This is a genomic window from Nocardia concava NBRC 100430, from assembly GCF_000308815.1.
Classification (GTDB): Bacteria; Actinomycetota; Actinomycetes; order Mycobacteriales; family Mycobacteriaceae; genus Nocardia; species Nocardia concava.
In genome coordinates this window covers 25854-47974 of record NZ_BAFX01000023.1, presented here as the reverse complement: position 1 = coordinate 47974, position 22121 = coordinate 25854, and the positions used below count along the sequence as shown (strand labels likewise).

9 protein-coding genes are annotated in these 22121 nt (G+C 69.5%); 2 read left to right on the top strand and 7 right to left on the bottom strand.

Annotated features, from left to right (window positions below; all coding sequences use genetic code 11):
* The first annotated feature begins 2 nt into the window (after positions 1-2).
* Positions 3-1277: a DUF7373 family lipoprotein gene (locus ON43_RS05895; protein WP_040804483.1), complete on the top strand. Its 1275-nt coding sequence runs from the start codon at positions 3-5 to the stop codon at positions 1275-1277.
* 6 nt (positions 1278-1283) lie between these two features.
* Here ON43_RS05895 and ON43_RS05890 read toward each other — a convergent pair whose 3' ends face one another.
* Positions 1284-1646: a hypothetical protein gene (locus ON43_RS05890; protein ID WP_040804481.1), complete on the bottom strand. Its 363-nt coding sequence runs from the start codon at positions 1644-1646 to the stop codon at positions 1284-1286.
* Positions 1647-2055: 409 nt separating this feature from the next.
* Here ON43_RS05890 and ON43_RS42185 point away from each other — a divergent pair, with 409 nt between their 5' ends.
* The gene (locus ON43_RS42185) at positions 2056-3342 is read left to right on the top strand and encodes a hypothetical protein (RefSeq protein ID WP_157513922.1); all 1287 of its coding nucleotides are present in this window, start codon (positions 2056-2058) and stop codon (positions 3340-3342) included.
* 38 nt (positions 3343-3380) lie between these two features.
* On the opposite strand, the gene ON43_RS05880 is transcribed toward ON43_RS42185, so the two are convergent.
* The 6 genes from ON43_RS05880 to ON43_RS05855 form a co-directional block, all read right to left on the bottom strand.
* Positions 3381-3692: a PE family protein gene (locus tag ON43_RS05880; RefSeq protein ID WP_040804478.1), complete on the bottom strand. Its 312-nt coding sequence runs from the start codon at positions 3690-3692 to the stop codon at positions 3381-3383.
* Between the two features lie 80 nt (positions 3693-3772).
* Positions 3773-5038 (bottom strand): hypothetical protein, encoded by a 1266-nt coding sequence (locus ON43_RS05875; RefSeq protein WP_051177969.1) that lies wholly within the window; start codon positions 5036-5038, stop codon positions 3773-3775.
* Positions 5035-5352 (bottom strand): type VII secretion target, encoded by a 318-nt coding sequence (locus tag ON43_RS05870; protein WP_040804475.1) that lies wholly within the window; start codon positions 5350-5352, stop codon positions 5035-5037. Before ON43_RS05870 ends, ON43_RS05875 begins: the two co-directional genes overlap by 4 nt.
* A 166-nt stretch (positions 5353-5518) precedes the next feature.
* On the bottom strand, positions 5519-5866 hold the full coding sequence (locus ON43_RS05865) for a toxin-antitoxin system YwqK family antitoxin (RefSeq protein ID WP_051177967.1): 348 nt from the start codon (positions 5864-5866) through the stop codon (positions 5519-5521).
* A 125-nt stretch (positions 5867-5991) separates the two neighbouring features.
* A complete protein-coding gene (locus ON43_RS05860) occupies positions 5992-6273 on the bottom strand; it encodes a hypothetical protein (RefSeq protein ID WP_083913191.1) in 282 nt (93 codons plus the stop codon).
* Between the two features lie 117 nt (positions 6274-6390).
* Positions 6391-22110: a WXG100-like domain-containing protein gene (locus ON43_RS05855; protein WP_040804471.1), complete on the bottom strand. Its 15720-nt coding sequence runs from the start codon at positions 22108-22110 to the stop codon at positions 6391-6393.
* Between the last annotated feature and the right edge of the window lie 11 nt (positions 22111-22121).

Here is a 22121-nt window from a genome sequence, read left to right as displayed (position 1 = left end):
TCGTGAAATTCTTCAATGCGCGCCGGTCCATCCGCGATGTGGCGATTCTCTCGGGCGGACTGGCTTTGACGGCCCTGCTGACGGGCTGCGCGGGAACCGTGTCCGGCACCTCCGCCGCAGCCGAAATCGATGTTCGCACACTGGCTGTCGGCAATTATCCGACCCTGCCGCTCGATGTCCGGGCCGCCTATCGCCATGAGGTCTCTGCGGGCAAGCAGCTCGCCGTCGCGCGACTCGGCGATGCCGTGATCAGCGGCCAGGATGTGGATCCGAAGTTCGTGTACACCATCCTGTCCGCCGCGGACTACACCTATGCGATCGCCAATGCCGCCAAACCGGCCCTCGATCGCAACCACCTGCTGTTCGCCTATGCGACCTCGGTCAGCGATCGCCCGCGGCTCGAAACGCTGCACATCGATGTCTCCGGGAACTCCAGCCCGCTCGGCGGCTGGGAAAACGACCTGGACGCAACGTCTTTCAATGTCGCTGTCCTGCAGTTCCCGGACGAGCAGCAGGCCCGCACGGCCGCCGATGAGATCGAAGCCGCGGACTTCGCCGTCGCTCCCGACCAGAACGCCCACGTCACCCTCGACAAATACGCGACCGCGAAAGCCCATTGGCGGCCAGGCATTCCATCGATGGCTGCGACCATCGCCCACGGCCAATACGTCGTCAACGTCTTCGCCCGCACCACCAAACCCGAACTCGACGGCCTGAAGTCCCTCGCCACCAGGATTCTCGACGCCCAGCTACCGCTGCTGGACAGGACTCCCCCGCTGTCCAAACGCGACAGCCTGTACCTCGACTACGACCCGTCGGCCATGCTCCGCCGCACCCTCCACCCCGGCCCCTTCCCCAGCCCGAACGCGAACGAAGTCACCCGAACCCCGCGCGGCTACCTGCACACCGTCGAAAACCAAGGCCCCTGGAAACAACTCCTCGACGACAACAAGGTCGACCTCACCGCAACCACCCAGCAGGGCGCCCTCCTGTTCCGCACACCCGACGCCAAATCCGCCACCGCTCTCTGGAACGGCATCAACGCCCTGATCCCCGGCTCGGTCGAGGCACCACCCGGCGTCCGCGACGTCACCTGCGTCGAGAACCCCAAGCGGAACACCGCCGACTTCTCCCTGTCCTGGAACAACAGTGACCGCTACCTGTGCACCCTGCACTACGACCGCTACGTAGCCCGCGTCGCCAGCGCCCAACTCGTCGACGCCCAGCAACGCGCCGCCGCCCAATACGCCCTGCTCGCCAACGCCCAATACCTCTGAGCGCTGCTAGTAGCTCACGGTGAAGACCCAGGAGCCGTTGCAGTCCGAGGCTGGCTGCCAGCCGGATTCGTACCGCCAGCTGCCCTGTGCGTCGCCGGGCGAGTAGCTGATGTTCCAGCCTCCGGTGACCGTGGAGATGGGTTGGCCGTCGTAGAGCAAGTAGCTCGTCGCGAAGGGATCGATGTTCCAGTCCTGGTTGCCGATGATGCTGCTGTGGACGGTGATGGTGGCCGTGGTCGCCGTTTCGTTCTCGATGTAGAGGCAGGCGTTGGGGTACAGGTCGGCGTGGGCGGGGGCGGCCATCACGGTGGCCGCGGTGGCGGTGGCGGCGGACATGAGGGCGAGTTTGATGGCGGACGCGGGTCTCATGATGTTCGCTTTCGTCAATTCGATGTCAATCAGCTTGTGTGGGAATGGAATTCCTATGAGCAGTTGATCGCCGCGACCTTGGCGGGGCCTTAAAGAGACCTTGCGGGAAGAGGTCCCGCTGAAGTGGCGCGTCAGCCTTGTTAGGGTCGGCACCGGCACACAAGGGGTTGGGAAGGCGTGAGAATCGATGGCGTACACACGAAATGACGGCGTTGGGAGCGCGCCAGCCGGGAACACGGGGCGGATCACCGGATTTCTGCTGATCGCGGCGGCGGTGTTGACGGTTATCGCGTGCAGTGTGCCGGTGGCTACCTTTCGATACGAGGGCCGTTCGGAGGACGAGTACGTCTGGCGATTCGATTCCAGCTGGCATCTGAGAGTTCTGGACATCTTTCCGCTCTCGCCATACGTGATCACCGTCATCGCCACCGGCGTCGCCGGGACGATGCTCGTGCTGGGCAAAGGGGGTCGGGGGCGAGTGTTGTTCTGGGTTGCGGCGTTCGGGAGCGGTATGGCGCTGCAGATGGCGGCGGGAGTCCTCGTCGGCTACGCGAGCGGTTTCGGCGAATACACCTCGCCCGCGAGTGGCTACTGGGTTTTCATACTTCTGCTGCTGATTGCCATCGCGGCCTTGGTGTCCGCGCTGCGTGACGCGGTGGTGGCGAAACGCGTTGCGGCACCGGAGCCGAGCGGAGGGGCCGCGACGCGGGTGGCGGGTGTGTTCCTGATTCTCTCGGCGGCGGTCGATTTCGGGCGATCGTTCGTGTCCTTGGACGATCTGGGCTTCCTGACCATCTGGAAGACAGGCGCCGACGGATCCATTCCGTGGGCCGCAGTTCAATTCGTGGCGGCTTTGATCGTCGTGTTGGTTGTGGCCATCGCATTGCTGGCGGGGGCCGGCGTGCGCAATCCGGCGGTTCGGACGGCCGGCGGGGCAGCCGCCGCATTCGTCGTCGCGGACGCGGTCAGCTCGCTGGGCTTCCTGTTCGGTGTCAGAGGACTCGCGTTCTGGGAGTATGCGGGTGCCGGGTTCCTGTTGGTCGTACTCACGCTGCTGTTGTCGTTCGCCGCGACCATCGCGGGGCTGGTGGCACATTTGGCCCGGCCGCAGCTGACGGCCCAGCCCGGGGCGGGATACGCACCCAATCCATTCGCGCCGATGCCCGCCGCGAATCCCTTTGCACCTGCGAACTCCGCGCCTAACCCGTTCGCACACCCGACGCCCACTCCGAACCCGTTCGCACCTGCTGCTCCCGCACCGAACCCGTTCGCGCCGTCCGCACCGAATGTCGAGGCGACGGTCAAGATTCCGCCGGAACCTGCCGCGGTGCGGCCGCCTCGGATGGCGAAGGTGTATGACGGGAAGGACGCCGACGGCAAGCCGGTGGTGAATCGGCCTGCGGTGGAGGGGAATACGCGGACTGCGGTGTTGGCCTATCTAGAGTCCGCGCCGATTGTGTTGGCGGCCCGGAGCTTCGAGCAGGATGAATTCGCGCCTGGGGATCGGGATGTGCCGTTGACCTTCAGGACGGATGGGACCTGGGTTTGGGCGGGGGCGGTGGCGCATTACTTGAACAAGCATGGGTTGCCGCCGGAGGCGGAGTTGGTGCGGCACATCGCCGATCGGGGGTTCCGGGTGGGTGAGGTCGGCAAGGCTGCGCAGGATGCGGCGATCCGGGTGATCACCGGGAGCTGAAACGGGTGCGGGGCGGTGGGAGCCGCCCCGCCTCGCTGTCAGAGGTTGGTGAAGTCGGTCGAGTTGTTGATTTCGACCTGGCCGAACGTGGTGGCTTGGTCGCGGACCACGGCTGCCAGTTTGCGGAGTTCGTCCACGCCCAGCCCGCTCTGGGTGACGAAGGACTCGCCGACCGCGGTAAGGGTCTGGGCGGCGGCCAGGGAGACCTTGTCGGAGCCCGCGGCGGGGACCGCCAGGGTCTCGGCGCCCAGGGCGGTTTCCAGGCGGTCGGCCATGGCCTCGAGATCGGCGGCGGCGGCCAGCACCGTGTCGGCGTCGAAACGCACTCCGCCCAAGTTGAATTCGCTCATAGTCCCTCCCTTTCCGCGCGAATACTACCGTGTCCGGGCGACATCCAACGACCCGGTTTCCGACCCGTGACCGTGTCCGGTCACTGGGCCGGGCGGGGGCCGTTGGTGCCGACCGCGCCTACCACGGGCACACCGGTGTAGCCGAGCTCGCCGACCACCTCGTCGCCGTGTTCGGCGGTGACCATGTTGGTGCGTACTTCCTCGTCCGCGTCACCCGCCTGCTGGCCGCCCGCACCCGCCGCGCCCATGGGCGGCGGCACCATGCCTCCGCCCATTCCGGACGCGCCGGTGCCGGGCATCGGCGTGGGGACGGGCGCCGGGGTGGCGGTGGTCGCGGCCATCGAGCGCGGATTCGACAACTGGCTCAGCGGCGCCGGCGAAGTGCTCAGACCGCCCATGGGCGCCACCGGCATACCGCCACCGCCACCACCGAGCCCGGCGGAATTCTTCGGCCCGCCAGCCGCTTCCGTGTCGGGCGCGGGTGCGACATCGGAGACCTGACTGATCGACTGGATCTGCTGCAACTGCTGCACGCCCGTGCTGGCCGCACTGCTCAGCGGCGAGATCAGGCCCAGCAGCTGGCTCACCTGCGAGAGCGAATCCACACCCTTCGGCGCGTTGGTGACTTTCACCTTCTGCCCGGCAGCGGTCATGTTGGCGCTGTGCACGGTCATCTCGGTGCGGGTCTTGGCGACCGTGGCGGTCGCTTCCACACCCGTCTCGGTGGCCAGCGACAGCAGGAACGCCTGCCCGGGCGGCGTGGCGATGAACGGGGCGGCGATGGTGACGCCGGTGACGAACTTGGCGATGATCGCCGACATCATTGCCGCGCCGGTGGCCACCGAGGTCGCCGCGCCCGCCATCACCGTCTTCTGGTGCCCGTTCTGGGCTTCCAGTTCGAGCGCGTTGGTCTGCGCCTCGGCGCCCTTCTCCGCGGCGCCAGTCGCACCGGAACCCTGCCACGAATTCGAGTTCGCCATCGACATCACCGATTGCGCGATCGACATCACCTGCTGCAGTGCGGTCGAGACGCCCGACAGCATCTGGGAGGCGTCCAAGCCCTGACCCAGCTGGCCGGTTCCGAAGGCGGAGGCCAGATCGGTGAGCGGCTTGGTGAGCGCGGTCAGATCCAGGGTGGGCAGCGGCGGCATATCCGGCAGCGGCGGAACGGACGGCAGCTGCGGCAGCGACGGCAGGCCCAGCGTCTGCAGGACGTCGCCGACCGGGCTGGCCAGCAGCGGCGCGAAGTCGGTGTCGCGCAAGACATCCGCCACCGACTGGCCGCTCGCCGCCAGCGGTGTGGCCTGCGCGGCCCCGGTCGAACCCTGGTCGAAGGGCGTACTCACAGGTCCCGCGACAGGGAGAGGAAGTCGACGCCGGAGGCCGCGTCGGTGGCCTCGTAGGCCGCCGCGGACTCGTAGGCGGTGACCGCGGTGCCCGCGTGCACGGCGGCCAGCTCGGCCACCGAGGACAGGTGATTGCCTTGCGCGCCCGCGTAACTCAGCAGAAAGTCCTGGCCGATCAGACCGAAGACCGGAACCAGTCCGGCGACCGTGGCGACCTGGTCCACCGCGGCGGCGGAGGCGACCGCGCCGGCCATCGCGGCGGAAGCGTCCCCGTAGCTGCGAATCGCTTCCGGTGTGGCAACGAGATGGTTCATGAGACCCCCATCAGGAAGATCATTTCGAATCGAACTATACAGAGCGGATATTCACCAGGTACAGCGAAGAGCTCACAAACTGGCGAACAGCCCGATGAACGTCAAGTATTCCGCAGGTTACCAGCCTTGACGGATGACGTTGCCGCACTGAATATTTGATCTCGACTCAGCGGGTCTTGCTGTCCTCGATCAGCTCACCGGCCGCGTTCCAGCGCTTTCTGGTCAGCTCGCGGCCATTCTCGTCCAGGACGACCTGTTCCGACAGCTGGCCGTTGGGATGCCAGTACCGCCACTCCCCCACCGCGGCACCCATGTTCGTGACGCCCTCGGCGCGCTTGACGCCATCGGGCCACCACTCCTGCTGCCGCCCGTGCTCGACGCCCTCGTAGTAGTTGAACAGTGCCACCAACTGCCCGTTGTCGGCGAGGTCCTCGAGTTCCCCGGTGTAAAGCGCGTCCTCGTAGCAGGTGCGGCCGTACTCGTCGAGGTACGTCTGGTCGCCGCTGATTCGCATCGCCTACTCCGTCGCGGATGTCATGACTCGGCCCTGGGGCCCGGGGTCGAACGGGAACACAATAACCGGATGATCTGCCGTCGGCGGGACCGGTTCGAACCGGCTACCCCCGCTCACCGCGGCCGCTAGCGTTCCCGGCCCGATTTCCGCTCGGCGATCTTGCGGGCCAGTTCCGCCTGCCACTTCTGGGCGTTGCTGCCGTCCAACTGGCCCGCGAACGCGCTCTTGGCGGCCTCGATCAGTTCATCGGTGACGTCGGGATACGCGCGGGCGATCTCCCACAGCGCGTCCTCGGTCGGCATGTCGAAACCGGTTTCGGTACGGATTCCCTGCCCCGAGACCGCTTCGGCCAGCGACGTCTCGAACGTCCGCCGCAATTGTTCCTCGGTTGGGCGGCCACCACGCACGTGCATCCTCCTCGGGTCGTGAACCTTCAGCCAGCATCACACATTCCGGACGGCCCCGCGGTGGGCGGAGCCGAGAGCATCGGCGGACTCGCATGCTCGGCGCGCATCGGGGCCCGCTCAGCAAAAGATGCCCGCGCGGCGGGTCGGGTCGGTCAGGACGTCTCGGATGAGCAGGCCGAGGTCCGCGTCGGCCGGGCGCGGGCTGTAGCGCAGCTCGCACCGCGGGGCGCCCGATACCGCCACCAGCAGGCGGTGGAAGCCCTGCTGGCTGCGTTCCCAATACACCTCCGCGCCTACGTGATCCACATCGAAACGCTGGTCGCCGACCTGCAGGACCAGGCCCCGGGCGGGATCGCGGAAGAACAGGACCCGCAGGCCGTCCACATGGTCGTAGACGCCCGCCGGTGCGCCCGCGCCGGCCGCGACCGACCGCAACTCCCCGCTCGCCGGATCCAACTGCGCGAACTCGCCGAAACCGGAGTGGGATCGCAGCACGATTCCGTGACTCTGGCCGCTGGGCGCCGACGCGCGCGGGAAGCGGCTGGCGGAACGCGAATTGCCTCCGACGCCCTGGCCACCCGGCGAACCCATCGGACCGGCCGGGAAACCACCCGCGCCATTACCGGCGCCATTGTCCTGCGAACCGTTACTCCCCGGCGCGCCATGCCGATTGGACGACTCGGGCGTCGACGGCAGGGCAACCCCGTGCATCCCCGGACCTCGCGGCGATCCGCCAGGTCCTCCCGGATAGTGCTGCTGCCCTTGCGGATACCCGGTCTGACCGCTCGGGTAACCCGGCTGGTGACCATTCGGGTACCCAGGCTGTTGACCGTTGTAGTACCCAGGTTGCTGACCGTTCGGGTACCCGGGCTGCTGACCATTGGAGTATCCAGGTTGCTGACCGTTGGAGTACCCCGGCTGCTGACCGTTCGGGTACCCCGGCTGCTGACCATTGGGGTATTCCGACTGACCGTTGGAATACCCCGGCTGCCCACCCGGATACTGCCCATCGGGCCAGTGCGGCTGCTGCGGCTGCGGCCACGAACCCCACGGCGGCACTTGCCCGTTCGGCGGCACGTTCCGCCAGGGCGGTTGCTGCCCCATCGGCGGAATGTGCGACATCTGCGGATGTACGGGCACTTGGGGCTGCGCGGGCATTTGCGGCTGCGCGGGCGCGGCAGGTCCACCGGGTCCACGATCTCCCGGCCCCGCCGGACCAGTCGGCTCGGTGGGTCCGTTCGACGGCTGCTGCTCATCCGGCGGCAGCGTCCATGGATAAGGCTGCTGCGAAGGCTGCGGCGTGTACTGCGGGAACGTCGGATTGAAGGGCCGAGGCGGATGCGGCACATGCGACCGCCAGTCCGGATTCCACTTCCACCGATCCTCGGACGCCCCGGCCGGATGTCCGGCACCGTCCCCACCGTCGTTCCCGGAACGCGTGGGCGGCACCGGCTCTCCGCCATCCGAATGACCCGCCGAGTCCCCGGAGTCGCCACCCTCTTCCGAACCAGCTGCCACATCAGCCACGTCCGCGGGCGGTTCGACCGTCCGGCCGGGCTGATCCGGCCGCGCGGGTTCCGCTTCCTGGGCAGGAACGGACGATTCACCATCAGCGACCGGAGTGACCGGCTCGGAGACCGGATGTGCCTGCGGTACAGCGGTATCCGAGTCGGCGGCGGGCGGCGTTGGATTCTCGGGCTGCCGCACCGGATCGCCGGAGGGTTCGACCACTTCCCGGGCCACCGCACCGTCGCCACGGTCGACGGATTCGGCGTCGACCGCCGGAACCGCCGATTCGGCGCTCGGATGCTGCTGCGGGACTGCACCTTCCGGGCTCGCGGAGGGCTCGGCCACGTCCTCGGAGCGTGCTGCCGGCTGGGCGGGCTGGAGGGGCTGCTCGGGGGCGGGGATCGAGTCCGGGAGTGGGTCCACGTGCCGTGGGACCTCGCCGTGGGGCTGTTCCAGGCGGTAGTCGCCCGGGACGAACAGGAGGCGGCCGGCGTAGCTCGGGACGTCGCGGAGCATCGAGTTGCAGTTGGCGCAGGCCGGGGAATGGTCGCCGGTGGGGACGGTGCCGCGCTGCATGTCCTTGAGCCAGCGGGGGTCGAACCGCAACTCCCGCAGGACTTCCCGGCCGAGCGGCTCGTCGCCGTTGAGCCGCTGGCGTTCCCACAGAATCTCGTTGACGGCCTTCACCTCGGCGTGCCGGAGCGGGTTGTCGTAGTGAGCCCGGCCATGAAAGACCACGTCACCGATGATCGGATTGCCCGCGGCATCCTTGATCACATCGCCGTTGATATCGAGGCTCTGGCCCTGCCGTGCCTCGGTTTCGGAAGCCATGATCCGGTGCTGCCAGTCGCCGAGTGCCCGATAGTTCTCGCGCAGCAAGGGATGCAGGTGCCGCTCGTCGATGTTGTCGGTCACCCGGCCGTTCACGCCCTCGGTGATCAGACCGGTTCTCAGATCGATCGCCACGGCGCTGACCGGCCCCTCGCCCCGCCGGGCCAAGGTCTGCGCATGCTCGAGGGCACGAACGCGAGCGAGCTCCTCCACGTACTCCTGGACCGGCTTGCCGTCGACCATCTCGATCAGCCCGTCGTGCAACCGAACCCGGCTCTCGTCGAGCGGATCGATCCGCTCGACGACGGCGCCGCGCCGCTTGTTCTGCACGAAGTCCGGATCGTTGATATCCGGTGCGTCATGGGGATACGGCTCGGCCTCCGGGAATTCCAGCCGATGCTCCACCGGCTCCCCCGCCGACGGCGCCTTGTGCGGCTCCTCGCCCTGATCACCGGCATGCTCGCCGTGGCCGTCGCCCGCGCCGCCGCCGTGCTCGTCGTCGCCCGGCGGCTTCGAGCCGCCGTCCCGCTCCGGCTCGACCGGCGCGTGATCGCGCGGTGTCGGTTCGGGCATCTCACCGGACGGGTCGCTGGTCCGGCGGCTCATGGCGGGCGGGAGCTCGCCGGGATCGACGCTGCCGGGGTGCTGATCGTTGTACGCCTCGAGCAGCAGCTTGTAGGCGACCCGCGCCGGTTCGCTCGCACGATCGCCGTTCATGATCACGTCGGTGAACGCCTCGGGCAGTGCCTCAGTGGGGTTCGAGACGAGGAAGCCGTTGTCGTTGGGATCGTGCAGGCTGTACTTGCTGAGCTGGTGCACCCAGTCCAGGTAGCCGTCGTTGGTGCCGTAGGTGTTGTAGTAGTGCTCGAACAGGACATCGTCGAATTCGCGGCGCGCGCGACCCTGTCCGGCGAAGTCCAGCACATGGCCGAATTCGTGCACGATCTGCGAATAGATCGGCCGCGTACTGGATCTCGGCGTGTGGCCGCCGTCGAGCTCGTCCTCGATCAGCGAGCGATGGAATTCCTCTGGATTCGTCGCGAAGATCTCGTTCAGGATGAGCTGGTCGGCCCGGTAGCGGCCGTTCTCGTGCTTGGCACGGGTCATCGCGTACGCGATGTCCTCCGGATCGTCCGGGACCTTGCCGATGAGGATTTCGCGCAGCGGTGCGTCCGGGAAGCGGCGCTTCATATCGTCGACGGCACGGGCGAACTCGCGCAGCACCTCCGGTTCGACGTCGGTGCGGTCGAATCCGGTGACCTCGAGGCGCCACCGCTCGCGCAGGGTCTGCGCGATCTCCCCGGGGCTCCGCCCGGACCATTCGTCGGCCGGGGCGGGCGACCACGGATGTTCGGACGGCACGGCATCGGACGGAGGTGTTCCCTGGCCGTGCGCGGCGGCCGGGTCGGGAGTCGCGCCATCGTGCCCGGCCGAGCCATCGTGCCCGGAAGAGCCATTGTGCCCGGTCGAGCCATTGTGCGCGGCCGAGCGGACATCCAGGTTCGGGCCGGGCGAGGCGGCCGGATGCGGCTGTGCCGCACCGGGATCGGCCGGGGGGCGCAGCCGTTGGACGGTGACGGTGCCGTCCGCCATCGAGACCTCGACGCGGCGGTATTCGACCGGAGTGCCCTCGCGTTCGAGCCGCGCGCGCACGCCCTCGCTGAGGATGCGGCCGTGATCCGGCAGGTCGCTGACCACGTGCACGGTGGCGGGGTCGCCCCCGATGCCGATGCGGGGACGCACCTGACGGTCGGTGAGATCGGCGAGCACCGAGTTCACGGCGGCCTCGTGGACCATCTCACGAGCCTTGGACCAGCGGTCCATCATCTGATGATGTTCGCGGAACCCGTCATTGGCGGTCTTGCGCAGCTGCGAGAGTTCGGCCGAACGCGCATTGGCCGCGGCGCGTTCGTCGAAGTAGGCCTGCATTTCGTGCTTCGGGATGTTCTCCCGGTTCATCACCTCGTCGACGCGCGCGGTCTCCGTGTCCAGGGCGTCCTTGACCGCGCGTTCCAGGCCCTCGGTCGAGCGGCCGGTCGGGTCCACGCCGAGTTCCCGCGCCAGGTCGTCCATCCGGTCGCGGATGACCTCCGCCCGCTCGTGCGCGCGCTGCCCGGCGTCCGCGAGTGACTCGATGACCCAGGCCCGTTGCGCGTCGCTGGGAACGTGGGTCTCGGGCGGTCCGAGCGGCTCCCATTCCCCGGCGTGATTCGAAACCGGCTGTGCGGCAGCGGGGTCCACGGCCGCCGGATCCACACCGGCTGAGGGATCCACAGCCGCCGCCGGATCCGGATCGCTGCCCGGCTTGTTCGGCCCGCCGGGCTTGGCCGGGTCGGTGCCGGAGGGATCGTCCGGCTCGGAGCCGCCGCGACCGGTCTCCCCGGAACCCTCCTCGCCGGGTGTCTCGCCGGCGGCCGGTCCCCGCTCCTCCGGCCCGTGAGCGTCGACCCAATCGGCGAGATCGCGTGCGCGGTGCAGGTTTTCGGCGGCATCGGCCAGGCGCTCGAAGGCGGCGCCGGGATCGCCGGTGTATTCGCGGATGGTGGTGTTGCCGAGCTCCACCAGCGCGGCGCGGTAGTCCGCGGAGGCGAGGTCGGATTCCTGGGCGCGCTGCCCGGTTTGGCGGTTGTAGTCGGCAATGGCCTCGCGCAGCGCGGTGTGCGCGTTGTCGACGGCGCGGGCGGCCGCCGCGGCCGGGGTGTCGGCGGCGATGCGGGCGTCGGTGTCCAGGTGGTCGAGCTCGGTCTCCCAGCGGGTGACGCGGTCCTGGGCGTCGTGGTGCTGGTCGACGGCGTCGGCCAGCTCCAGCAGACCGCGCTGCCGCGGCGACAGCTCACCACGCGGGGTGTCGGCGAGCTCCGAGCGGGTGTCGGCCGCCCAGGAACGGGTGAGATCGCCGTCGGAGACCGGCAATCCGATCTTGGCGATATTGCGCCGCGCCTCGGCCAGCGACTCGTCCTGGCGGGCATAGCGGAGTTCGCGCTCGGCCCGCTCCCGCGGTGACTCCTCGGCATGCGAGGCATCCACCAGGTTCGCTTCGGCGCGATCGAGGAATTCCAGCGCGGACTGATAGCGCTGTGCGGCATCGCGGACCGGCGCCAGTTCGGGGGTCCAGATGTCGCCGGTCTCCAGCGGCATCCGCGAGAGCCGGTCGACCTGATCGACCACGCGGTCCAGATCCTCGGGCCAGCGCCCCGGGGAGGCCGCCACCGCCGCCTCCAGATCGGCTCGCGCGCTGGCGAGTTCGCGCTGCCATACATCGACCGGCGTGTCCAGCGGGCCCATGGCGGCCTCGGTCGCCGCGTGCAGTTCGGCCTCGAGATCACGCACCCGCGCCTCGGCCCGGTGGTATTGCTCGGCCGCCGTCCGCAGATCCTCGATGCGCTGCTCGGAGTTCGGCAGCGTGCCGCCCTCCTCGCTGGAACGGGTGGCGAGGTAGTCGGTGGTGCCCGCGAGGCGCTCGGGTGTCAGGTCGCTCTCGCGCAGCGGACGGTTCTGCTCGAGATACATCCGGCCGGACGCGTAGTCGCGGCCGTCGCGGGCCAGGTCCAGCTGATGGCGGGCCTCGGCGAGATCGGCCGCCACCTCGCGCGGATTCCGCGGCGGCGGTGCGGGTTCCACGGGCGTGGTCAGCGCGTTGTACTCGGCCGCCAAGCGTGCCAGGGCATCGATATCGGCCTCACGGGAGTCGATCTCCTCCCGCATGCCGCGCACCAGTTCGACCAGCTCGTCCGGCTTCGGCCGCTCGTGCTCCTCGATCTTGCCGTCTCGGTACACCTCGTAGACCTCGGCGGACCTGGCCCAGCGCACCCGCTCGACCACCTTCTTCAGATCCTCCGACGTGAGCGGCGTCCGATCGGGTCCAAGGCTGTCACGGTATTGGGTGTAAGCGGTCTGCGCATCGAAGTCCCGCTGGGTGCGCAGCACCTGGGAGAGTTCGTCCGGCGAGAGCCGATCGTGCATTTCGGGCCACTGCTCGCGATACAGCTTCACGGTGCGGTCGACATCACTGATGTCCACGGCCAGCAGGCGCGACCACACCTCGGCCGCCCCCTGCGGATTATCGGAAAGCGGTGGCTCGCCGATGGATTCGCTGAGCAGGCGGTGCAGCAGCGCGGGCGCGTCACGATCGTGGATCGGCAGTTCGCCGTCGGCGACCCGCGGATCATTGCGCGCGTCGAAGCTCAGCTCATTGTGGTGGGGGTCGTGTTCGCCCACGGTGCGCGAGTATTCGGCCAGCGCCGCCAGCAGGTGCGGATCCTGCTCCGATCTGGTCAGGATGTCGTTGACCGCGCGCAGCAGCTTGCTCTGCTTCAGGCTCTCCGGGTCCCGCTCGTACCCGACGACCTCACCCTTGACGTCGTCCACCTCGTGCTTGGACCCGTAGAGCGCCTCCGGCTCGACGCCCATCCGCCGCGCCAGCCGGTCACGGGCCTCCAGCACGGCCTTGGACCGGCCACCCTCCGGCTCGCCCTTGGGATTGACGTTGTCGCGCACCAGTTCCGCGTAGTCGAGCAGGTCACCGGCGATCTGCTTGCGCAGGGCCCGCTTCACCGACGGGTCGGTCATGGCCCGGGCCAGGCCCTCCGGCGTGAGCTCGTGCGGCTCCACGCCGAGGCGGTTGGCCAGGTTGCCGAGCACCCGGTCCAATTTGTGGAAATTCTCGATGGCATCGCTGGTGCGGATGTAATCCGCCATGCCCTCGATCTGCGCGGCCCGCAGCGCGTTGTCCTGGCGCAGTGCCTTGATGGTGGCTTCGATGCGATCCGGGCTCAGGTCCGCCGTTTCGACCGACAGCCGCTTCGCCATCGCCTTGCGTTCGGCGTGCACCACGTCGGGGTCGCGCGGTGCGCTCGCCGCGGATTCGTGCGGGGCGGATTCCGGGCCGGGCGCGTGCGCCGGCTCCGGTTGCACCACATGCCATTCCGCATCGCCCTCGCGAACCATGAGGACGGGGGCATGCTCGCCGTTCAGGTCGAGGTCGTGGAAACGCACCTCCGGCACCGTCTTTGGCGCGACGACGTGCACATCGCCGTCGGCGTTCAGCTCCACGTTGCGCAAATCCAGTCGCAGCTCACCGCGATTGAGCATCCCGCCCATCTCGGGATGGTCGGCGAGGTACCGGGCCAGGCGTCCGACGTGCTCGCCGTCGGCGCCGATCACCACGAGCCGGTGCGGGTCGCCCGCGTGCTCGCCCGGCCGGATCCCGATACCGGGCTCCAGCATCGCGCCGCCCTCGCTGTCCAGCCAGACGTGCGCGGTGCGATCGATGAGCTGACGGGCGTGATCGCGGGCCACGGTGTCGGCGTCCAGGAAATGGTCGACCGCGCCGGAGAATTCGGCCAGGTGGTCGGCCTCGTCGCGGACCTGCATGCGCAGGTCTGCAATGGTGTGCGCGAGTCGCTCGGGGGTCAGTTCGTCCAGGCCGACCCCGAGCAGCTGCGCCCAGTTCGAGCGCTCCTCGGCGACCTGGTCCCGGCGGAGGGCATCGTTGAAATACCCACCCTGTTCGCGCTCCGGCTGCGCGGGATCCGGATCTTCGAAGTGACGCGGGTCGCCGGCGCCATTGTTGACGCCGACATAGTCCAGGGCGGTCACCCGCGGCTCGCGCGGGCGGTATTCCAGCGCGGGGTCGTCGGGGTCCGCGCCCGCGAGCTGCCGGCGGGCATCGGCCCGTTCCTGCTGAATACGCAGTTCCTTGACCTCGCGGACATCGCGTATGTAGCGGCCCAGGGGATCCGAGTCATTGATGGCGACCGGCCGCGGCGGCACCAGCTCCGACTGCAGGTTGAAGCGCTCGGCGGCGTCGCGCAGCGCCTCGATGGCGCCGGCGCGGCGCATGAGCCGGTAGGCGGCGTCGTCCACCGCGCCGCGCAGGGCGGCCGGGTCGGTGCTCGCGACATCGACATCGTGCCGCAGGGCCTGGTGCACCAACTCGGTCAGCGCGGCATCGCGGGCGTCGAAGGAATGCACCACCGGCTCGGGAACCGAAGTGCCCCAGGTCCGTTCGGGCGGGGCATCCAGGGTCGGGCGTTCCGGCAGCGGCTCGGGGGGATGCGCCGCGCGCTCGCGCAGGTAGTCCTCCTCGGTCGGCAATCCCGCCAGGCGCAGACTCTCCTCGATCTCGGCGCGCAGGATGGGATCGGCCTCGGAGAACCACGGCTCGTACTCGCGGCCGTCGCGGGTGCGCATGGGCACCACGTCCGGGGAGATGTCGGCGATCCTGTTGGTGAAGAACTTGAACGGCATGCGCTCGCGTTGCTTGAGGATCGTCACGACCTGCTTGGTGATGCCGAGCGGGCTCGGGTCGCCGATGTCGTCCCAATGCAATCCGACCCCGACGCCGAAGTGCTGGAGCGCATGGCCGGCGATGCTGACCAGTTTGCCCTGGCCGTCGTCGAGACCCGAACCCGCCGGGTAATCCGGGGAGTGCGACTTGAATCCGGCCATCATGCGATTCCACATGCGGCGCAGCAGGCCCGGAGTCTTGGCCGGGGCTTCGACCTCCGGCGGTACGGGCAGGTCGGGGCGCGAGGTCACCTCGACGCGATGCGAGCCGTCCGGGTTCTCGGTGACCTTGACATGCACCCGGTCACCGCCGGCCTGCAAGACCAGGTGGTGGCCGTCGGCGGGGTCCGGGGTGGCGTGTGTGGCGGCCACCAGATCCGCGACATCCGAAGCGCGGCGGAGGGTTTCGGCCCGCAGGTCGGCGAGGGTGCGCTCGGCGTGCGCGGGCAGCACCCGGTCCGGATCGACCCCCAGCAGGCGTGCCCACTCGTCACGGACCCGGGCGGCCCGCACCCGTTCCTCCGGGGTAGCGGCTCGGGCGTGCCGGTCGACGGCGTCGTGGAGCGCTTCGATCGCACCGGCCCGCAACAGGTTCCGGTACTGCAGTTCGCCCGCCAGCTCGGACAGGTGTTCCGGGCGGATGTCCTCCGGCCGCAGGCCCAGTTTCTCGGCCAGCTCGTGGCGCAGCTCGTCCAAGGTCATGGCACGCGGCTCGTCGTGCGCCGCACCGCGATTCGTGTCCGACCAGGGTTCCAGCGGCAACCGACGCGAGGTTTCGCCGGGATCGGGCTCGGAGCGCACCGGAGTGACGCGCTCGTCGTCGGTCAGGCGTCCGTAGTCCTCGGCGCGCATCGGGCGCGGCGGGACATTGCCCTCCGGATCACCGAAACGGCCACGGGCGCGGGCATTCTCGGCGACATCACGGAAGGCGGCCTGGCGGTCCTGCGGACCGATGGCCTCGTCCAGGCCGAGCGCCTTCGACAGGCGGCGGGCGTAACCCTGTTCCGCGGCACCGCGTTCGCGTGGACCGGGGGTGGCCTCGGAGCGGCCGAGGTGGTCGGCCGCCGCGCGCAGCGCCGGCGCGGCCTGCACCGGATCGACGGGGGCGACCGGGGTGGCGGGGTCGGCCGCGCGGACCGCCTGGGTGGAGGTCTCCGACACGGCGACCTCGGCGGTGCTCGCCTGCGGTTGGACGGTGGACTCGTGGCCGGGCTCGGCAGCGGACTCGTGGCGGGGCTCGGTGGTGGACCCCTGGCCGAGGTCGGAACTCCAGGCGTGCGAGGCGTTCTCGTCGCGACCGCCCGCGGCCTCCCAGAGATAGTCCGCGCGATCGCGGGCGATGCGGGCCAGCGCCTCGGCGTGCTCCGCGCGCAGGTCCGCGAGACGGCGATCCAGGGAGCCGGGAGGATAGTGTTCGGCCTGTTCCCGCAGCCAGGCGGCGTGCTCGACTTCTTGGCGGGCGCTCCAGTCGGCCTGGATGGCCTCCTGGCGCTCGAGCCAGTGCTCGTTGGGGTCGGAAGTTCCCGGGGTGCTGCGGTTTTCGTGCGGGTCGCCGGCGGAGTGCTCGCCGGGCGACATCTGGTCGGGGGTGGAATCCGCTCGGGGCGAAGGGGTTCGGTCGGGCAGCGGGACACCATGGTCGCGAGCGGCCGCGCTCGCGACATCATCGGTGCTGATGGTCAGCAATCGATGCAGGACCTGCGCGGGTTCGCTGGCGTTGTGGCCGTTCATCTCCACATCGCGGAACGCCTCGGCCAGCGCCTCCGGCGGGTTCAGATGCCCGTGCTCGTCGAAGGCATAGCCGGGCAGCTGCTTCAGCCAATGATCGAACAGCTCCGGGTCCCGGGTGCCGTAGACGGCCTCGAAGTGACCGAGCAGGACATCCGCCGCCTCATGACGGGCCGTGCGCTGACCGTTCATCTCCACCACGTGCCCGTATTCGTGCACGATCGCGCCATACAGCGGGCGCTCTCCGATGCCCGGCGCGTACCGGCCCGCGTCGATCTTCTCCTGCATGCGGGCGGTGAAGGCCTCCGGATCGGTGGCATAGCGCTCGTTGAACACGATCCGATCCGCGCCCATCCGCCCGGTCTCGTCCCGGTTGGCCCATGTCGCCGCGAACGCTTCCGGGGCGGCGTCGATCGGGCCGATCTCGACCGACCCCAGTCGGACATCCGGATACCGCCGCCGCATCTCCTCGACCGCGCGGCCGTACTCGCGGGCGTACTCGTGGGGCAAGTCCGGATTGTCGAAACCTGCTGTGTGCAGGCCGAATTCGCCTTCTCCACTCCCCTCGAGCCGCTGCTTGACCTCGTCACGACTCAGGCCGGACCAGGAATCGTTCTGGTCTGCAACGTGATCAGCAGAAGGAGCATGCTCCGGATCCGGGGGCCCTTCCGACGCGTGGTGATCGGCAGGTTCGTGGCCCTCGGGCTCGCGCACACCGGCGATGCCCGGAATCGAGTCGGGTTCGCGATACGCGTCGACCTTGCCGCCTGTTTCGTTGAGGCGGTAATCCCCCGGGACGAACTCGTTTCGACCGCAGTAGCTGGGGACGTCGTGCAGCATCGAACTGCAGTTGGCACATGCCGGGGCCGGCTCGCCGATCGCCTGACGCTGGGTGTTCTGGAGCCAACGCGGATCAAAACGCATCTCCTTGAGCACATCCCGGCCCAACGGCGGCGGGTCACCCTCATGACCCGCATCGCGCCACTGCTGCTCGTGCTCACGCTGACGCGCCCACAACAGTTCGTTGACCGCCTTGACCTCCGCGTGCCGCAGCGGCGCGTCGAAATGGGCGCGACCCTCGAACTTCACATCCTCCTGCAATCCCCCCTTGACCTTCTTGGTGAGGACCTCACCCTCGGCCTTCATGACCGGGTGCTCGTAATCACCCAGCGCACGGAAGTTCTCACCCAACAGCGGATGCAGGTGGGCATCATCGATCACGTCGAACGTGAAACCGTTGATGCCCTCGGTGATCAGGCCGGTGCGCAGATCGATCGCCACCGCACTGCACGGGCCCTCGCCCTGAAGCCGAGCCGCCGCATGCGCCTCGGCGCGAGCGCGGGACAGATCGCCCACATAGTCGTGGACCGGCCTGCCGTCGATGGAACGGATCAGACCGTTCTCATCCTTCTGGACCCGCGGACCGTTCGGATCGATCTCCTCCACAATCGCGCCGCGCGCCTGATCCGCCAGGTAGTTCGGATCGTCGATGCGCTGCGGGCGACCGGGATCGGAGACCTCATCGGTCAGCGTGATCGGATGTTCGAGCTTCTCACCCGCCGACGGCGCCTTACGCGGCTCATGGTCCGAGTCGTCCCCGGGAGTGTGGTCGGGTTCGTGATTCGCGCCGCCGTGCTCGTCCTCGGCCGGTTGATGCGACTCGCCGGACTCCGGCTCCTTGCCGATCCGCGCCAGCTCCTCGGCAGCGGCGGCCTCACGCGCCTTCGGCCGCTCAGCGGAATCCGGTGCGGCCCGAGCGGTTTCAGGTTTGGGCTCGGCGGATTGAGGCTTGGGCTGGGGTGCGAATCTGGGGTCGAGATTGTGGCGGGTGCGGAGGTCGAGGGGATCGTGGGCGGTGCCGTCGGCCTTGAAAAGGATCGCGTGGGTGCCCTTGGTCTCCACCGGGACGATCGGCGGATAGCCGTGCTCGCGGCCCGCCGCCGGGTCCTTGACGACGATCTCGCCGCCCTCGTTGACCAGCAGGTAGGCGTGCGCGCCGACACCGTGCTCGTCGACGGGACCGGCGTAGTGATCCACCACCAGGGCCGCGGAACCGGAGCCCAGCTCGAGCAGTCGGGCGGCGATGGCATCGTGGCCCTCGAAGGTGAGCAGCTTGCCGCCCGCCGCCGCCACCAACTGCTTGGCGGTGATGCCCTCCGGGCCGATCTCGTGCTCGGGCACCTGGATCGAATCATTGCCGGTCAGCTCCCTGAGCCGTTCCAGCGACATGACGCCGCAGTTGCCGCGCGGCTCTTCCTTCGGCGCGGGATCCTCCGAATCATGGTGTGCCGCAGTGGTATCGGTGGGCTCGTCCAGGGTGCCCGGATGCTCGGCCGTGCCGTCGCCGCGCTCGGGGCGACCGGCACGCCCCTCGGCGGGCGCTTCGGCAGGCTCACGGGGACCGGCGGTGTGGTCGCCGGCCGCGGGCTCCCGGGGGTGCTCGCCCTCCGGACCGCGCCGGGATTCATGCTCGGCGGCACGCGGCACCGCGTGGTCTCCCACGGGAATCGGTGCGACCAGCAGGCCATCCGCGGGCGCGTCGCGCTCGGAGTGCCCATCGCGGTCACGCTCGCGCGGCTGCTCCCCCGACGCCGACGGCTCGGATCCGGGGTGCGCCTCGGTCGAGCGCGGGCCCACGGCGGTATCGCCGGGATGCTCCGACGGTGCCTTCGCCTCGGGTGAATCCGCCACCGGCGCAGGCTGTTCCGTCCGCTCGCCGGTGATCTCGCCGCGATCCGGGGTCGGCTCGCCGCGGTCGGTGGTGGAATCCGCGCGATCAGTGGTGGACTCCGTGCGATCAGTGGTGGACTCGGGTCGATCAGTGGTCGACGCCGGACGATCAGAGACCGGCTCGCCGCGATCGGTGACCGCGTCCGGGCGGTCGGTGGTGGCGTTCGGCTCTTCCAGCGGGCCGTGGTCCGTGCCCGGGCGCTTCGAATCTTGCTGCTCCGCAGGCCGATCGGTGGTCTCGCGCGGAACCTCGTCCCGGTCGGGGCGCGATTGCGGCTGCTCGTGATCGGCGGTGGGCGGATTCTCGGGCTCGGTGGATCGGGGCTTCTCGGTGGGCTGCTCCGTGTCGCGACCGGAATCCCGCTGCTCCGCACCATGTTCGGCATCGGAGGGCTCGACCGGGTCGTCGCGCCGAGCCGCCGGATCATCGGACCTGGCGGCTGGATCATCGGGCCTGGCGGCTGGGTCGTCAGCTCGAGCGGGTTCGTGGGTCTCGTCCGACACCGGACGGGGCTGCGATTCCTCGTGCGGGCTGACGGGTTCGGGGGACTCGGGGCGGGCGGCCGGGGGTTCTTCGCCCGGTCGAACCGTGGCCTCGGGCGAACGGGTGTCCGTATCCGCTTGGGGGCGAGCATCTTCCGTCCGCGGAGCCTCGGGGCGCGCACCGGCGGCCTCGCCCGCGCGGGGACCCGGCGCGGCCGGGCGGGGCTCGGGGGCGGCGGTGCGGGGCTGGTCGGTACCGGGCGTGCGGGACTCGGGGGCGGCGGTCCTGGGTTCGGGAGTGCCCGCGACATGTTGGGGGGCACCGGGCGCGGCGGAACCGGTGGTCGCCGGGGCCGCCGTGGTGCTCGAGGCGGCGATCGCGGTGTCCACACGGGCTGCGGGGCCGGTGGATACGCCCGCGGGAGAATCGTGGGCCACACCCGCACCCGCACCGCCGGCTCGGCCGGAGGCGCCGTGGCCCGTATCTGCACCGGCGGCGGAATCCGCGGGCGCGGGCGTGGTGGAGGCGGACGCATGCATGTCGCCGGGCGCGCTCGCACCCGGAGCTCCGGACTCGGCCGGAGCGGGACCAGAATCTGTTGCACCGGTGGAGGTCTCGGCCCGCCCGGAGGTCTGGGCGGAGGCAGGCTGGCGACCGCTGTCGGTGGACGATCCGGGCTGGGAAGCGGAGTTGGACTGCGACGACGGGGTTGCCTTCGCCTCCGCCGCGGGGGCACCGCCGGCGGGAGCGGACTGCGCCGGGCCCGAGCCCTGCGCCACGGGAGCGGCGGCCTGCGGCGCGGAGCCGGTGGTGTTCGACGGATCGGAAGTCGGTGCGGGAGCTTCGTGTTTGCCCGCCTGCACGCCGGATTCGACCGAGCCGTTGGTTTCGCCGGCGCTCGCGTGCGGCTGAGTCCCGTGGGTTTCGCCCGTGGTGGTGGGGGTCCCGGCCGGAGAGGTCTGGCCGTGGTCGCCGCCGGTGGTTTGACCCTGGCCGCCGGTGGCGGTCTGGCCATCGGTCGGGGTGGCGTTCTCCCGGCCGCGGCTGTCGGTGGTCACGCCGCCGCCGGTGTCGCCGCCCTCGGGGCGCGCGGTGCTGCCGTCGCCGGTGGGGCGGGCGCCAGTGGAGTGATCGCCCGAGTCACCCGAGAATCCGGCGGGGTGGGTCTGGGGACCCCCGGTATCGGCTCCGCCGGTATGACCGGGATTGCCGGAGACTCCGTTCCCGTCCTGGCGGGCGCCGATATTCGCGAAGTCGGTCGGAACACCCGCCGTCCGGGCCGCGACGTGTTCCTGGAAGCGTTGCACGCCGGCGTGATTCAAGCCGGACATGCCGCCATTGGACACACCCGCGGTGAGCATGCGGGGGTCGAAATGGGTGAAGGCGTTGCCCGCGTTCTTGACGGCCTCGTCCCACCCGTGGTTGACCAGATCCAGCCCGAACTGCGTGCCCGTCCCCGCCAGGAATCCCGCACCCGCACCGGCCAATCCGGCGCCCGCGCCGGTGAGGGCGGCGGACATGAAGTGGTTCATCTCGGTCTTGGCCAGCGCGCCGCCGATCATCTCGCCGGCCTTGCCGCCCACCAGACCGCCGACGCCGGCGCTGACCCCGGTGACGCCGATCCTGCCCCAGTCCATGCTCTTGCGATGTCCGGCCGCCACCTGGTAGGCCTCGATGCCGCCTTCCTGCAGCATGCCCAGCCCGGCGTCCAGTACGAAATGCCGCACCACGAATTTCGCGAGCGTCGAGCCGATCAGCTTGCCGACATATTCCTCGATGGCGGTGAGCGCTCGTCTGGCGATCAGGCGTACCGCGATGCGCGTGCCGGCCACCGCGGCCGCCTCCTCCGCCGGGGCGGTGGGCGGGAAGATCCAGGCGATCGCTATTTCGATCGCCAGGATGGCCAGCGACGAATAGAACATGAGCTTGGTCGACTCGATCTCGGTGCCGGTGTCGTGCACCGAATCACCGAGCTGATCGAAGAAACCCGCCAGGTCCAGGATCGAGGTATTGCCGTCCTGCTTCCCCCCGACGCCGGCCAGCAGGTCGAAGGTCTTGGCCATGTTCTCGCGGCCGTCGCCGTCGATATACGCGGCCAGCGTGGCGGATTTGGCCGCGTCGATGCCCGAAACCTGGTTACGCAGACCTTCGGCGGCGTCCTTCCAGTAGCGCGCCAGATCCCACATCTGGTCTTCGTTGCCCTCGGGCCATTCCATCCCGACGAGCCAGCCCAGCCATTCGAGTTCTGAGGGCAGTTCCAGGGCCATGTTCGGTTACC